The sequence below is a fragment of the Flindersiella endophytica genome, assembly GCF_054779015.1.
Window position 1 is genome coordinate 362,247 of record NZ_BAAGYY010000036.1, and the last position, 12,835, is coordinate 375,081.

Consider the following 12,835-nt stretch of genomic DNA (forward strand, 5'->3'; position numbering starts at 1 on the left):
TCGTTTGACGCGTTCGTGACCCGCCCGTACCGTCGTGTGGGAACGATGTCACACGAGCAGGGGCGAGGAAAACCAGATGCCGGTCCACGTACTCCACATGATCGGAAACGCCCACATCGACCCCGTCTGGCTGTGGCAGTGGCCCGAGGGTTTCCAGGAAGCCCGGGCGACGTTCTGGTCGGCGATCCAGCGCATGGACGAGTACGACGACTTCGTCTTCACCTGCGACCAGGTGGCCCTGCTCGAGTTCGTCGAGGAAAGCGATCCCGCACTGTTCGCGAAGATCCGGGAGCGGGTCGCCGACGGGCGCTGGGTGAACGCCGGCGGCTGGTGGGTCGAGCCCGACTGCAACGTGCCGACCGGTGAGTCGTTCGTCCGCCAGGGGCTCTACGGCCAGCGCTACCTCCGCGAGAAGTTCGGCAAGCAGGCGACGATCGGCCTGAACGCCGATCCGTTCGGCCACAACGCCACGTTGCCGCAGATCCTTTCCAAGCAGGGCATGCGCGGCTACTCCTTCCTGCGCCCGGGTCCGCACGAGTCGGAGCTGCCGGGCAACCCGTTCTGGTGGGAGTCGCCGGACGGCTCGCGCGTGCTGGCGTACCGGATCCCGCACGAATACTGCAGCCCGCGCGCCGACATCGCCCATCACACCGACAAGGCCGTCGCCCAGGTCACGCAGGGCATGACCGAGGCGATGGTGTTCTACGGCGTCGGCAACCACGGTGGCGGGCCGACCAAGGCCAACCTCGCCAGCATCCGGCGGCTCAGCGATCTCGGTGTCTACGGCGAGATGCGGCTCAGCAGCCCTGAGGCTTACGTCGAGGCGGTCGCGGCGTCCGGTGTCGAGCTGCCGGTATGGCGTGGCGAGCTGCAGCACCACGCGGCCGGCTGCTATGCCGCGCACTCCGGCATCAAGCAGTGGATGCGCACCACCGAGCACGCGCTGATGCGGGCGGAGAAGCTGGCCACCGTCGCTGCTCGCGCGGTGGGTACGAGATACCCCCACGCCGAGCTCACGCACGCGTGGAAGCTGACGCTGTTCAACCAGTTCCACGACATCCTTCCCGGCACGTCGATCGAGCCGGCGTACGAGGATGCCCGCGACCAGCTCGGCGAGGCGCGTGCGATCGCCCGCCGGGCGGTCAACCTCGCCGTCCAGACGATCGCGCGGGACGTCAACATTCCGTTCGACGAGGACAGCCAGCCGATCCTGGTGTTCAACCCCCACCCGTGGCGGGTGCGCACCGACGTCGAGTGCGAGTTCCCGACGACGCCGGAGCCGATGCGGATCGAGGACGACCGCCGCACCGCCGTGCCGAGCCAGCCCACCAAGCCGAACGCCACCACGTCCCGGCAGCGCCGCCTGGTGTTCCCGGCCGACCTGCCGCCGCTGGGCTACCGGCTCTACTGGGCGCGTCCCACCGCCGAGGCCGCCACACCGGTGGACGCGGGGAGTCGCGTGCTGGAGAACGACCACCTGCGCGTCGAGGTCGACCCCGGCACCGGATGGCTGCGCAGCCTGGTCGACAAGGCCTCCGGCCACGACCTGGTGCAGGGCAGCCCGCGACCGCACGTTGTCGTCTCCGACGACTCAACCGACACCTGGGGACACCGCGTCGTCACCTACGCCCGCGACGGCAAGCCCTTCCAGTGCACGTCGGTACGCCTGGTCGAGGCCGGGCCGGTCCGCTCGGTGCTGCGGATCGAGAGCACGTACGGAAAGTCCACGCTGGTGGAGGAACTGGCGCTCGGTCACGACGACGGGCACCTCGACGTGCGGCTCACGCTCTACTGGCACGAGCAGCTGGCGCTGGCGAAACTGCGTTTCCCGACGGCGCTCACGCAGACGGCCGCGACGTACGAGATTCCCTACGGCACGCTCGACCGCGCGACCAACGGGCACGAGGAGCCCGGGCAGTCGTGGGTGAGCGTGAGCGGGGTCCTGCCCGACGGCTCGCGGGCCGGGCTGGCCGTCGTCAACGACGCGAAGTCGGCTTACGACGTGCTGGACGGCGAGATCGGCATCACGCTGGCGCGCAGCCCGGTCTACGCCTGGCACGAGCCGCGTGAGCTGGAGCCGGACGTGCCGTACAGCTACCACGACCAGGGCCGGCAACAGCTGCACTACCGGCTGGTCCCGCACGCCGGAGACTGGCGCGCTGCCGGACTGGTACGGGCGTCGGCCGAGCTGCAGCAGCGGCCGGTCGTCATGTTCGAGTCGTTCCACCCGGGCTCACTGCCGGCCAGTCGGTCGTTCGGTGCGCAGGCCGCGGGCCCGGACTCCGGGACGGTGACCGTGTCCGTGCTGAAGCAGGCCGAGGACGGCGGCGAGCAGGTGGTCGTGCGCGCGTACGAGTGGGCCGGCCAGGCCGCTCGGCTGAAGCTGGAGCTGCCGCTGCTCGGCCGTACCCTCGAGGCGGACTTCGCGCCGCACGAGATCAAGACGCTGCTCGTACCCATCGATCCGGCTCGGCCGGCCGTCGAGACCAACCTGCTGGAATCGATTCCATAGTCGTCCGCGAAAGCCTTGACCACCCTGTAGCGTCCCGGTAACTTTGGCGCAACCTGGAATCGATCCCATACCAAGCGAGCGACAGGTGATCAGGGTGAGGGCACTTCGCATGGCCGTCGCGATTCTCGCGGCGGGGTTGATCGCATCATGTGGTGGGGTTGGAGAAGCGGGAAAAGACCGGCAAGCCGACGACGCTCAGCGTGTCCGGTTTCGGTGCCGACGACGAGATCGCCCAGATCCGGCTCGATCTCGCCAAGCGCGAGCTGGGCATCACTCCCAAGCTCAACAAGGGCGCGTTCGACGAGCAGCAGTTCCTGTCGGCGGTCGCGGCCGGCGATCCGCCCGACGTCGTCAACATGGGTCGTGTGGTCGCGTCCTACGCCGCCAGGGGCGCGCTCGAGCCGCTCGACACGTGCGTCACCGACGCCGGCATCGACCTCAAGCAGTACCGCGAGCAGGCGATGGCTCCACTCGCGTACGACGGCAAGACCTACGGCATCCCCGAGTTCTACAACTACTCGCTGCTGCTGGTGAACAACCGGGTCGCCAAGCAGGCCGGCATCGACCCGGCCAGCATCGACACCGGCAACTGGCCGCAGCTGCTGAAGCAGGCCAAGGCGATGACCAGGGTCGAGGGCGGCAAGCTCGTCCGGCTCGGCTTCGACCCAGCGCTGCCCGACTCCACGCTGGTCTGGGCCGCGGCTCACGGGGTCCAGCCGATGGCGGACGACGGCCTGACCACCCGGCTGGACGACACGGGGATGACCAACGTGTTCGCCGACATCAAGCAGCTCGCGGACGTGCAGGGCGGCTGGACGAAGGTCAAGTCGTTCAAGGACGGCTGGGACTGTGCTTATCCGGCCCCCGTGGGCGGCAAGCCGCCCACAACCCACCCCACTCCTTCTTCGGCGCCAAGAACCCGTTCGTGACCGACCAGGTGGGCGCGCTGGTCGTCGAGCAGTGGTATCTCACGGTGCTCGCCGAGACGGCACCGAAGGACGTCGACTTCACGGTCGTACCGATCAAGGACGTGAGCGGGACGCCGGTCACGCGCGCCACCGGCGGGGCGTGGGTGGTGCCGAAGGGCTCCAAGCACGCCGCCACGGCGTGCGAGTTCGCCAGGGAGATGACGTCGGTGGAGGCCTGGGTGGTCGCCGGCAAGGGCAAGGTCGAGGCGTTCGCCAAGGAGGGCAAGTACTACGCCGGCACCTATGGCGGCAACCAGAAGGCCGACGTGGAGATCTTCGGCAGCAACGGATCCGGCGGCATCTGGAAGCCGGTCGGTGGTGACATGAAGGTGTTCGACAACGCCGTGACGGCCGCGCTGACACAGCAGCCGAACGCCGTTATCAGTCCGGCCAGCCCGATCGGCGCCCAGTTCACCGACATCCTGCAGAAGGCGCTGAACCGTGTCCTGCAAGGCGAACAGGATCCGGCGGCTTCGCTGAAGCGTGCCCAGGCAGCCGCCGACAAGGCCGCGCAGGCGGTCAAATGAGCCCGAAATGAGCAGGGGCGAGACCCAGGCGGCCTACCTGTTCCTGTCTCCGTGGCTCATCGGGTTCGCGGTGTTCACCGCGGGCTCGATGGTGGCGAGCCTCGTACTGTCGATGACCGACTACGACGTGATCAGTCCGGCCACGTGGGTCGGCTTCGCCAACTACGCCGAGATCGTGTCCGATCCGGTCGCCAAGCGGGCGCTGCTGAACACGTTCTACTACACGGCTCTGCACGTTCCGCTCGCGACCGTCGTCGCGCTCGGACTGGCGATGCTGTTGAACCGGATCTCGCGGCTGCGGGGCTTCTTCCGTACGGTGTTCTACCTGCCGGCGATGACACCGGCGGTCGCCGTGGGCGTGCTGTTCCTGCTGCTGCTGAACGGCCAGACCGGTGTGGTCAACGACTTCCTCGGCCTGTTCGGTATCCCGGGTCCCGGCTGGACCACGGAGTCCGGCTGGATCATGCCGGGAATCATCCTGATGAGCCTGTGGTCGGTCGGCGGCACGATGGTGATCTTCCTGGCTGCGTTGCAGAACGTACCGAGGGATCTGTACGAGGCCGGCGCGATCGACGGCGTGGGGCGGTGGTCGCGGTTCTCCAGCGACGCAGCCACGCTCTACCTCATCTACCTGTTCCAGTCGGCGTTCACGTTCCTGCGGATGGGATACGCCTCGGCGCTGGCGTGGGTGCTGTTCGTCATCATCGTGGTCATCACGCTGGTCCAGGTACGGTTCGCCGATCGCTTCGTCTACTACGAATCCGAGCCGCGATGACCGCCGCCATCCGCTATGTCGTGGCGGTGCTGCTCGGCGCGCTGTTCACCTACCCGTTCGTCTGGCTGGTGACGGCGTCGCTGAAGCCGCGTACCCAGGTGTTCGACAACGTCCTGCTGCCCGAGCGGATCCAGCCGCAGAACTACGTCACGGTCTGGCAGGAGGCGCCCGTCTTCACGTGGTTCCTCAACAGCGTGATGGTGGGCGTCGCGGCGGCGCTGGCCGTGACGATCAGCAGCGCGATCGTGGCGTTCGGGTTCGCCTACTTCCGCTTTCCCGGGCGCAACGTCCTGTTCGGGCTGCTGCTGTCGACGATGATGCTGCCCGGAGCGGTCACGATGATCCCGACGTACCTCATCTGGAACGAGCTGCACTTCGCCGGAACGCAGGTGCCGTTGTGGGCCAACAACCTGTTCGGGTCGGCGTTCTTCATCTTCCTGTTGCGGCAGTTCTTCCTCACGATCCCGCGCGAGCTGTTCGAGGCGGCGCGGGTCGACGGGTGCGGTTACTTCGGGCTGTTCCGGCGGATCGCGCTGCCGCTGTCCAGGCCCGCGATCATCGTGGTGTTCGTCTTCGAGTTCCGCGAGAGCTGGACCGACCTGATCAAGCCGCTGATCTATCTGCGCGACGAGAGCCTGTTCACGTTGCCGCGCGGGCTGAAGACGATCCTGGACTCGTTCGGCTACGGCGGCGAGATGAAGTGGGAGATCGTCCTGGCCGCGAGCGTGATCGCTACGCTACCTCTGATTGTCATCTTCTTCCTCGGGCAACGTCACTTTGTCGAGGGAATCGCCACCACCGGACGAAAGGGCTGACCGCCGTTGACCACTGAGCAACCCGTGCCTGCCGACCTGGCCGCGTTACTGGCCGGACAGCTGGCCGACCATGTGGCCACGGCACAGGCGATGGAGTCGCTGCTGCCACCGGTGATCGAGGTCGGCGAGCTGCTGTGCCGGACGTTCGGCGCGGGCGGCCGGCTGTACACCTTCGGCAACGGCGGCAGCGCGGCCGACGCGCAGCACCTGGCCGCGGAGTTCATCGGCCGCTACAAACGCGAACGGCGGCCGTTGCCCGCCGTCGCGCTGGCCGGTGACCCGTCGGTGGTCACGTGCATCGGCAACGACTACGAGTTCGACGACCTGTTCGCCCGGCAGGTGATCGCGCTGGCTCGTCCGGGCGATGTGGTCGCCGGCTTCACCACGAGCGGCCGTTCGCCCAACGTGGTGGCCGGTCTGGCCTCCGCCCAGGACGCCGGCGCGACCACCGTGCTGTTCGGCGCGGGCGACGGCGGTGTCGCCGCGAAGTACGCCGACCACGCGCTGCTGGTGCCGTCGGGCGTGACCGCACGTACCCAGGAGATGCACGTGCTGATGCTCCATCTGGTCAGCGAGTGGGTAGACGACTGGGCCGCCCGCACCGACTGACGTTTCAGCGGTACGTGCGGCCCAGTCGCCCCCGTTGGCTCGTTGTCCCGCCGGCTCAGTCCGCGCAGTTGTGGACGTCGCTGGTGGCGGAGGCGATGATGACATCGGCCACGCCGGGCGACACGAGGTGGACGGCGTTCACGGTCAAACCGTGCTCGGCTCCGTTGACCGGCAGGTGCTCGTTGACGACCAGCCTGGCGGCGCCGGCCAGCTCGATCTCGGCGTTCACCTCACCGTCGACCTCGACGAGCTGCCCGCCGATGCGCAGGCGGAGGTCCGTCGTACCCGAGGCCGAGTCGTCGCCCTCGCACGTGCTGGTGGACCGTGCGGTGGCGCCTTCGACCTCGACCAGCGGCAGCCCGGGCAGGCCGAGGCTCACGTCCTGCACCACGGCGGTGGCGTCCGACGTGCCGGGCGCGAGCCTGGTGACGACCTTCGGGCACAGCGTGCCGGTCCGGAGCAGCAGCCCTTCGATCCCGGCGGTGCAGGCAGTGTCCGTCCGGGTGGCCCTGGCCGTGCGGATCTGGCCGGTGTCCGGGGTGGGGGAGAGCTCGAGATCGAGCAGGCCGAGCGCCTGCGCGTCGGCCCGCAGGCCGTAGGAACGTCCGGTGTAGTACTCCAGCAGCACCGTCGCGCGTTTGCCCGACTCGCGATAGAAGTCGTCGCCGGCGAAGCTCGCCTGCACGGGTACGGTCGCGTCTGCGTTCAACGGCTGGTCGACTGTCCTGATCGGGCAGGCTGCCCGTCCGTCGGCGTCGCTCTTGGCATTGCACGACTGCCGGTGCTCGCCCTTGCCGAGCACCAGCGTCACAGTCCGCCCGGAGACGGGTGGCCCGTCCGCGTTCTCCTCGGTCAGCACTGCCGCCAGGTCGGCGCGTGTGCCGTTCGCGACCTTCTTCGGTCCCGTGTAGGTCAGCGCGGTCTGCTGCTTCCGCACGATGAACGTCACACTGTCGGTGCTGGCGAGCAGGCCGCCGCCACCGGCGAACCGTACGGTCAGAGTGGTCGTGCCCGGCCGCTGCGACGGGGTCAGCTCGCACGCCGCCACCCCGGCGGAGTTCGTGGTGCCCGTGCAGGACTGGCCGCTACGCCCGTTCCCCAGCGCGAACTCGATCCTCCTGCCGGACAACGGCGTGCCGCCGTCGGTCAGTTGGGCGGACGCGGTGAACGAGTCGTGGTAGTCGACCGTGGTGGGTCCGGTGTACCTCAGCGTCGTCGCGGGGTCGCCCGGCTTGTCGCCGGGGTCGTTCTGGCTGAACAGCCGGCCCACGTGGACGTGCTTGATCACGTTGGCCTGGTTGTTCTGGTCGGCGTACTTCTTCGTGCCGGACTCGAACAGCAGGTACGACTTGCCGCCATGCGTCACCATCCCCTCCGACCGGCTGGGTGCGCGGAAACACCAGTTCTGCTTCGCCGGGTCGTAGTGCGTCCTCGCCCTGATCACGTAGATATAGCTGGCCTTCTGGTCCACGATCTGGTCGAAGTGACCGTCGAAGGGCGAGGTGCTGTAGACGAACTGTCCGTTCACGACAGTCATCCCCTGAGTCGCCCGCGGGATCCGGAACTGCCCGGTGAGCAACAGCTCGCCGTCGGCTCCGAGCTTGTACTCCTGCATGTCGGCCGGCTTGTCGTACTCGAACGGCCCGGCGTACAGCCTCGTGCCGTCCGTACCCAGGAACGAGGAGTTCCCGATCGGCGTGTCGGCATGACCGAGCTCGGGCAGCTCCGGCCACGGCGTCGTGCCGTCCTCGGACGCACGCAGCTGATGGCGTAGCTCGTCCATGCTGTAGTGACGGATCGTACGCTCGGACTCCTTGCCCTCTCCGATCGTTCCCGAGACGAACACCCAGCCCTTGACCACCACCACGCCGCCCACGTGGTCGCCCTTGATCGTCACTCCTCCGACGTACTTTCCGCTCGCCGCGTCGATGCCGTACATCCGCGAAGGCTCGTGGTCCTTGTACGCCGTGACGAGCAGCAGGTCCCGGCCCGGATGCCCGTCGGGGTCCCAGCCGGCCCAGTAGGCCAGGCCCTGGGGTGTGAAGTCGTTCTCCTGGAAGGGAATCGGGCTGTCGTCGCCGCCCAGCTGGGCGAACCGCTCGTCGTAGGTCCTGGAGGCGGAGAGCCCGGGATAGTCGTGCGAGGGCCGGCCGTCGGGTCCAGGCGGTGACGGATACCGGTCGCACGTTCGCACGGGCTGCTCCCGTGGCGCTTCGACGGGTGTGGACGCGGCGGGCGAGCCCGCCGTCGCGCCCCCGAACGTCGGCGTCCCGGCTGCGGTCGAGGCGGAAGGAACCAGCAAGGCGGCTGCGAGCAGGGCGAGGAGGATGGCGCGCATGGCCCGAATTGTCACGGCTGTGTGCTTACAGATCGCTTACCGCCGGGTTGTGGCGACCGCTCAGCCGGCGCCGCAGCGGGGTTGCCGGCAGGTCGTGACGTGCATCCGAACCTTGTCGCCGGACGAGCGTGCGCCCGCCCAGACGATCCGTGGACGGTCGTCCGAACCGACGATCATGTCCTTGGCGCCGAACCCGTTGTCCATCGGACCGAGATTCACGAGGTCTCGATGCCGGCAGTCCAGGTCGCGGCAGGACAGGAGCAGGGCGTACTCAGGCTCGTCGAACGGGTTGCCGAGCCCGTAACGGGTGCCGGTGATCAGGGCACGGCCGGTCGAGTCGAGCGCGAACACGGGTTCTCCGGCGAATTCGGGTAGGTCCACCTCGGTCACCCGGTCACAGGCCGGCGAAGAGCATCGGAGGAACCTCGTGTGGTACTCCGTGACACCGCTGAACCAGCGGTAGAGGATCACGGGCCGGCCATCCGGCGCGATCGCGATCTCGATGTCCTCGACCAGTTGGTGTGCTCGCCCGGTCGGCGGCCTGGTCACAGCAGGATGCCGGCATCGCGGGGTGTCGCAGGTGACGACGACGAGGTTGCCGGCTTTGTCCTCGGCCGCGATCACCGGCCGGTCGTCCGAGGTCAGCGCCATCGCCCCGCCCCTGGCGAACCCAGCGACCTGGAGTCCCAGGTCGACCGTGTGATGGCCGGCGCACGTGGCGTCGGCACAGGTCGTGAGCCGAAGGGGTGGGTCGTCCTGGCCTCCTGCGTGTGCGGCGACGATGTGGCCGTCGGAGGTCCGTGCGACTTGGACCCACGAGTCGCTCCGCTCGGCGCGCGCGAGCACCCGGTTGCTCCCGCGCTCGCAGGTGGTCCCCTCGCATCGATACAGGCGGAGGCTCCACTGTGGTTCGGTCCACTGGAAGGCCGCCCCGCGGTCCAGGGTCCAGGCCAGCGTGGCGAGCTTTCCGTCGCCGAGACCGACGAATCCCGGTGGGAACTCACTCGTCGCCGGCTTCGTGAACTCGTGCCGAGCGCTGGCGGAACGGGCGCATCGATCGTCGACGCAGCCGGTCAGGGTGAAGCTGTCCGAGTCGTGCGGGCGGTTGAACACCGCGATCTGGTCGGCGCCGGTCTGGATCGCCCCGGCCTCGCCCAGGCCGTCCACCCGGACCGAACCGTCGATGTCGGCGTTCACGACGTGCTCGGACACAGCCGGCGTTCCGAACGGGTTCAGCCAAGTCAGGCCGGTCACCGCGAGGTTCGGTACGAACAAGGCGAGCAGGACGAGGGGAAGGAAGCGAGCCCGAAGCACGCCGCCGGAGTGGCGGCGTCCCGCGACCTCGGCGAGCACCTGCCGGACCCGAGCCTGATCCGCGCCCGGTCCGATCCCGGAGCCGGCGAGAAATCGGTGCGGCGCGCTGCGTAGGTACAGGCCCGCGAGTGCCAGGTTCCACAACGGCACCATGAGCATCGCGGCCAGGGGGCCGGCGAGCGTGTGTGCTCCGAGTTCGGCCCGGTGCTCCACCGGCTCGAGTGCGCGCTCCAGTCCCACGGCGACGGCGAAGGACAGGCCGAGCAGCAGGATCAGCGTCAGCCGGGTCCGGAACCCCCACCCCACGAAGGTCTGCCGGACCGCCGGCAGCGCACGAACGGGGTTGAGTCCCTCGAGCACCACCGCGGGCAGGAAGAGCAACAGGTACGGCAGCCCGCCGAATCCGACCGCCACGACCACCGTGATCACCACCCGGCCAGGGCCGTCCGCCAGTGCCCACCACAGCAGGGCACCCACGGCGACCGCGGCGACCGGAACGGACACCAGCAGCCCCGCGAGGATCAGCACCGGCAGCCGGCGCACTGCGGCGCGCAGGGCGTCCAGCACGCGCACCGGGCACTGCAGCAGATGGCCGGCCGTCACCAGGAGCCCCGCGGCCTGAGCGATCAGGAGGCCCAGGCCCAGCGCCAGCAGGGTGACGATCGCCCAGACCCGTTGTCCGGCTGACGTCCCGACCGCCAGCAGGTCACCGTTGACGACCACGCTCCGGTCGCCCAGTACGAGCACGTACGCCACCGACACCACGAGCCCCAGCGGCACGATCACCGAGGCCACCGGGCCGAGCAGCGGACCCCAGTGCGGTACGACCTTCCAGGCGGCTTTCCAGCGCACACCCGCGTACTTGTCCCGCTCCTCCGTCATGCGGGGTGACGTTAGGGAGCGGCCATTACGGATCCCTTGTTTCTTCCTTGTCCTTCGCTACACGGGCCCGCAGGCCGAGTACGCCGACCGCGACGAGCGCCGCACCGAGTCCGACGCCTGCGATCCGCGCCACGGCGTCCGGGATCACCACGCCGTACAGGCCGACGACGACTCCCGCCGCGACCTGGAAGCCGAACGCCGACCGCTGCCCACGACGCAACAGGAGCGCGCCGCCGACGAGCAGGAGGAGGGGCGGCAGGAGCAGCAGGCCGGCCAGCGCCCCGAAGATCAGGGTGTAGCCGTGTGGGTCGGCCGCCGGTTTGGCATAGGACCGCACCCACAGGGCGACGAGCAGCACGAGCAGCACGAGGACGACAGCCAGCACGAGGGCGTTGACGACCCGGTTCCACCGCCAGACGTTCATGAGGACAGACCGTACGCCAGTCGCAGACGCTCCGCGTACGGACGGCGCTGCACAGCCGTCAGGAATCCCGGCAGCGGAGGGGTGCTGTAGAGCTCGTCGTCCTGGTAACGAGGGAACACATGGACGTGGTAGTGCCACACGTCCTGGTTGCCGGCCGGCTCGTTGTGCTGCCTGACCGACGTGCCGTCGCAGTCGTACGTCGAACGGATCGCGATCGCTGTCTCCCGGACCAGGTCGTGCACGGCGTGGCCGTACTCCGGCGGCAGGTCGTAGATGTTCTCGTGGTGAGCGTTCGGGATCACCAGCACATGACCGACGTTGTTCGGCCATGCCCGCGGGCAGACGAACGCTGTTGCAAGCGAGGTCTGCCGCACGATGTCGGCCTGGGTTCCCAGCTCGTCCTCCGCCCCGGCCAGTCGGGCGCAGAACGGGCACAGATAGTCGTCGGGCGCGTGGTTGAACATCGGTGCATTGTGTCGTACGTCAGCAGTCGGGCACACCCGGAAGTTTGTTGTCGGGCGAGCTGACGTAGATGTTGGTCATGTAACCGCCATAGGCCGGCAGGTACGCCCACCATTCGTTGCTGTACGGCGGAACGTTCACCACCTGGCCGGCCTTCTGGCACGACACGAGCACCTCGACGCCGGCCGGCAGGGTCGCCTTGATGGCCGACGAGGTGGTGGTGTCGGCGCGCACGCGCACACCCGAGCCCCACGTTCCGAACCAGGAGCCGGCGAGCTTCGTGGCCCCCGGGACGTTCAGCGAGCGCACCAGCTGCCCGACCTTGGAGTACGCCGTGCCGTACGCCGTCCCGTTCGGGTGCAGCGTGAACACCGCGATGATCGAACGGTCACCCTCGCCGACGACCCCGGTGGTGTGCAGCGCCTCGCTGGCGAGGTCGACCGCGCTCGAGCTCACGCCGGAGGCACAGCCGCCCGAGATCGAGAAGCCGGACCAGCCCTGCTTGATCGCCCATGACTTGGTGTAGGTCGAGGGGATGCCGAAGTACTGGTCGAAGCCGTCGGTGCCGCACCGCGTCGCGGCGCGCAGGTTGCCCATGATGTAGTCGCGGACCGGCGCCGGCGCCTGGTCGAGGATGTAGCGGTAGATCCGCACGGTGTCGGCCGCGGTCAGCGCGACGTACCCCCAGTAACCCGGATATCCCGACGGCGGTCCCGCCGTGCCGGTCAGCCCGAGCCGCGGCACCATCCGGTTGATGATCTGCACCTGGCCGCGGTTGGACCAGTAGTAGCTGGCCGCGCTGTCGTCACTGCTCTTCAGCATCACGTCGAGCCGCGTGCGGTCGGCCGCGGGGATGTCGTAGGCCGGCCCGCGGTCCCAGAGGAAGTCGAGCACGATCAGCAGCTTGACCACCGAGGCGGACCGAAATTGCGTGTTGACGTTCAGCTGCTCGGTGAACGTACCGGTCTGCCGGTCGAACACCGCGACACCCGCGGTCACGTTCGGTGGCACCACCACCTGCGGCGTAGGCATGCCTGGAGATTCTGCAGCAGGCTGCGACGCGCTCGCGGCGGGCGCGACGCTCAGCAGGCCGAGCAGTCCGGCAACGGCCACGATCAGCTTTCCCCTCATGGCCCAACTGTCGGAGCGGCCTCTGCTCCGATCAAGCGCGCGGCAGCTTGCTGCCTGATCCCTCCAGCGGGGGATCGG

The 12,835-nt window shown here is 68.7% G+C and carries 11 protein-coding genes; 6 read left to right on the forward strand and 5 right to left on the reverse strand.

Going from position 1 to position 12,835, the window contains the following annotated elements:
* Nucleotides 1–76: 76 nt before the first annotated feature.
* The 6 genes from ACYVF6_RS40215 (at nucleotide 77) to ACYVF6_RS40240 (ending at nucleotide 6,206) form a co-directional block, all read left to right on the forward strand.
* Nucleotides 77–2,512: an alpha-mannosidase gene (locus ACYVF6_RS40215; protein ID WP_460530091.1), complete on the forward strand. Its 2,436-nt coding sequence runs from the start codon at nucleotides 77–79 to the stop codon at nucleotides 2,510–2,512.
* Between the two features lie 158 nt (nucleotides 2,513–2,670).
* Entirely contained in the window at nucleotides 2,671–3,441 is a 771-nt protein-coding gene (locus tag ACYVF6_RS40220; RefSeq protein ID WP_460530093.1) for an ABC transporter substrate-binding protein, read from the forward strand.
* Nucleotides 3,438–4,007, forward strand: coding sequence for a type 2 periplasmic-binding domain-containing protein (locus tag ACYVF6_RS40225; protein WP_460530096.1), 570 nt, complete (start codon nucleotides 3,438–3,440; stop codon nucleotides 4,005–4,007). Before ACYVF6_RS40220 ends, ACYVF6_RS40225 begins: the two co-directional genes overlap by 4 nt.
* 7 nt (nucleotides 4,008–4,014) lie before the next feature.
* On the forward strand, nucleotides 4,015–4,782 hold the full coding sequence (locus tag ACYVF6_RS40230; RefSeq protein ID WP_460530099.1) for a carbohydrate ABC transporter permease: 768 nt from the start codon (nucleotides 4,015–4,017) through the stop codon (nucleotides 4,780–4,782).
* The gene (locus ACYVF6_RS40235; RefSeq protein WP_460530103.1) at nucleotides 4,779–5,597 is read left to right on the forward strand and encodes a carbohydrate ABC transporter permease; all 819 of its coding nucleotides are present in this window, start codon (nucleotides 4,779–4,781) and stop codon (nucleotides 5,595–5,597) included. Before ACYVF6_RS40230 ends, ACYVF6_RS40235 begins: the two co-directional genes overlap by 4 nt.
* 6 nt (nucleotides 5,598–5,603) lie before the next feature.
* A complete protein-coding gene (locus ACYVF6_RS40240) occupies nucleotides 5,604–6,206 on the forward strand; it encodes a D-sedoheptulose-7-phosphate isomerase (protein WP_460530106.1) in 603 nt (200 codons plus the stop codon).
* Between the two features lie 55 nt (nucleotides 6,207–6,261).
* Here the strand turns inward: ACYVF6_RS40240 and ACYVF6_RS40245 are convergent, their stop codons facing one another.
* The 5 genes from ACYVF6_RS40245 to ACYVF6_RS40265 are packed head-to-tail and all read right to left on the reverse strand — an operon-like array spanning nucleotide 6,262 to nucleotide 12,757.
* Nucleotides 6,262–8,544 carry a choice-of-anchor P family protein gene (locus tag ACYVF6_RS40245; RefSeq protein WP_460530109.1) on the reverse strand — a complete coding sequence of 761 codons (2,283 nt, stop codon included), beginning with the start codon at nucleotides 8,542–8,544 and terminating at the stop codon, nucleotides 6,262–6,264.
* A 60-nt stretch (nucleotides 8,545–8,604) separates the two neighbouring features.
* On the reverse strand, nucleotides 8,605–10,740 hold the full coding sequence (locus ACYVF6_RS40250) for a hypothetical protein (RefSeq protein WP_460530112.1): 2,136 nt from the start codon (nucleotides 10,738–10,740) through the stop codon (nucleotides 8,605–8,607).
* 25 nt (nucleotides 10,741–10,765) lie between these two features.
* A complete protein-coding gene (locus ACYVF6_RS40255; protein WP_460530115.1) occupies nucleotides 10,766–11,164 on the reverse strand; it encodes a hypothetical protein in 399 nt (132 codons plus the stop codon).
* Nucleotides 11,161–11,628, reverse strand: a complete 468-nt coding sequence (locus tag ACYVF6_RS40260) for an HIT family protein (protein ID WP_460530118.1) — start codon at nucleotides 11,626–11,628, stop codon at nucleotides 11,161–11,163. The genes ACYVF6_RS40255 and ACYVF6_RS40260 overlap by 4 nt, the downstream gene beginning before the upstream one ends.
* Before the next feature lie 19 nt (nucleotides 11,629–11,647).
* Complete coding sequence (locus ACYVF6_RS40265) at nucleotides 11,648–12,757, reverse strand: hypothetical protein (RefSeq protein WP_460530121.1); 1,110 nt, start codon at nucleotides 12,755–12,757, stop codon at nucleotides 11,648–11,650.
* Between the last annotated feature and the right edge of the window lie 78 nt (nucleotides 12,758–12,835).

Bases quoted from the DNA above. Each gene is read 5' to 3' on its own strand.
- ACYVF6_RS40215 (WP_460530091.1), top strand. From the start codon at position 77: ATGCCGGTCCACGTACTCCACATGATCGGAAACGCCCACATCGACCCC.
- ACYVF6_RS40230 (WP_460530099.1), top strand. From the start codon at position 4,015: ATGAGCAGGGGCGAGACCCAGGCGGCCTACCTGTTCCTGTCTCCGTGG.
- ACYVF6_RS40235 (WP_460530103.1), top strand. From the start codon at position 4,779: ATGACCGCCGCCATCCGCTATGTCGTGGCGGTGCTGCTCGGCGCGCTG.
- ACYVF6_RS40245 (WP_460530109.1), bottom strand. From the start codon at position 8,544: ATGCGCGCCATCCTCCTCGCCCTGCTCGCAGCCGCCTTGCTGGTTCCT.
- ACYVF6_RS40250 (WP_460530112.1), bottom strand. From the start codon at position 10,740: ATGACGGAGGAGCGGGACAAGTACGCGGGTGTGCGCTGGAAAGCCGCC.
- ACYVF6_RS40255 (WP_460530115.1), bottom strand. From the start codon at position 11,164: ATGAACGTCTGGCGGTGGAACCGGGTCGTCAACGCCCTCGTGCTGGCT.
- ACYVF6_RS40260 (WP_460530118.1), bottom strand. From the start codon at position 11,628: ATGTTCAACCACGCGCCCGACGACTATCTGTGCCCGTTCTGCGCCCGA.
- ACYVF6_RS40265 (WP_460530121.1), bottom strand. From the start codon at position 12,757: ATGAGGGGAAAGCTGATCGTGGCCGTTGCCGGACTGCTCGGCCTGCTG.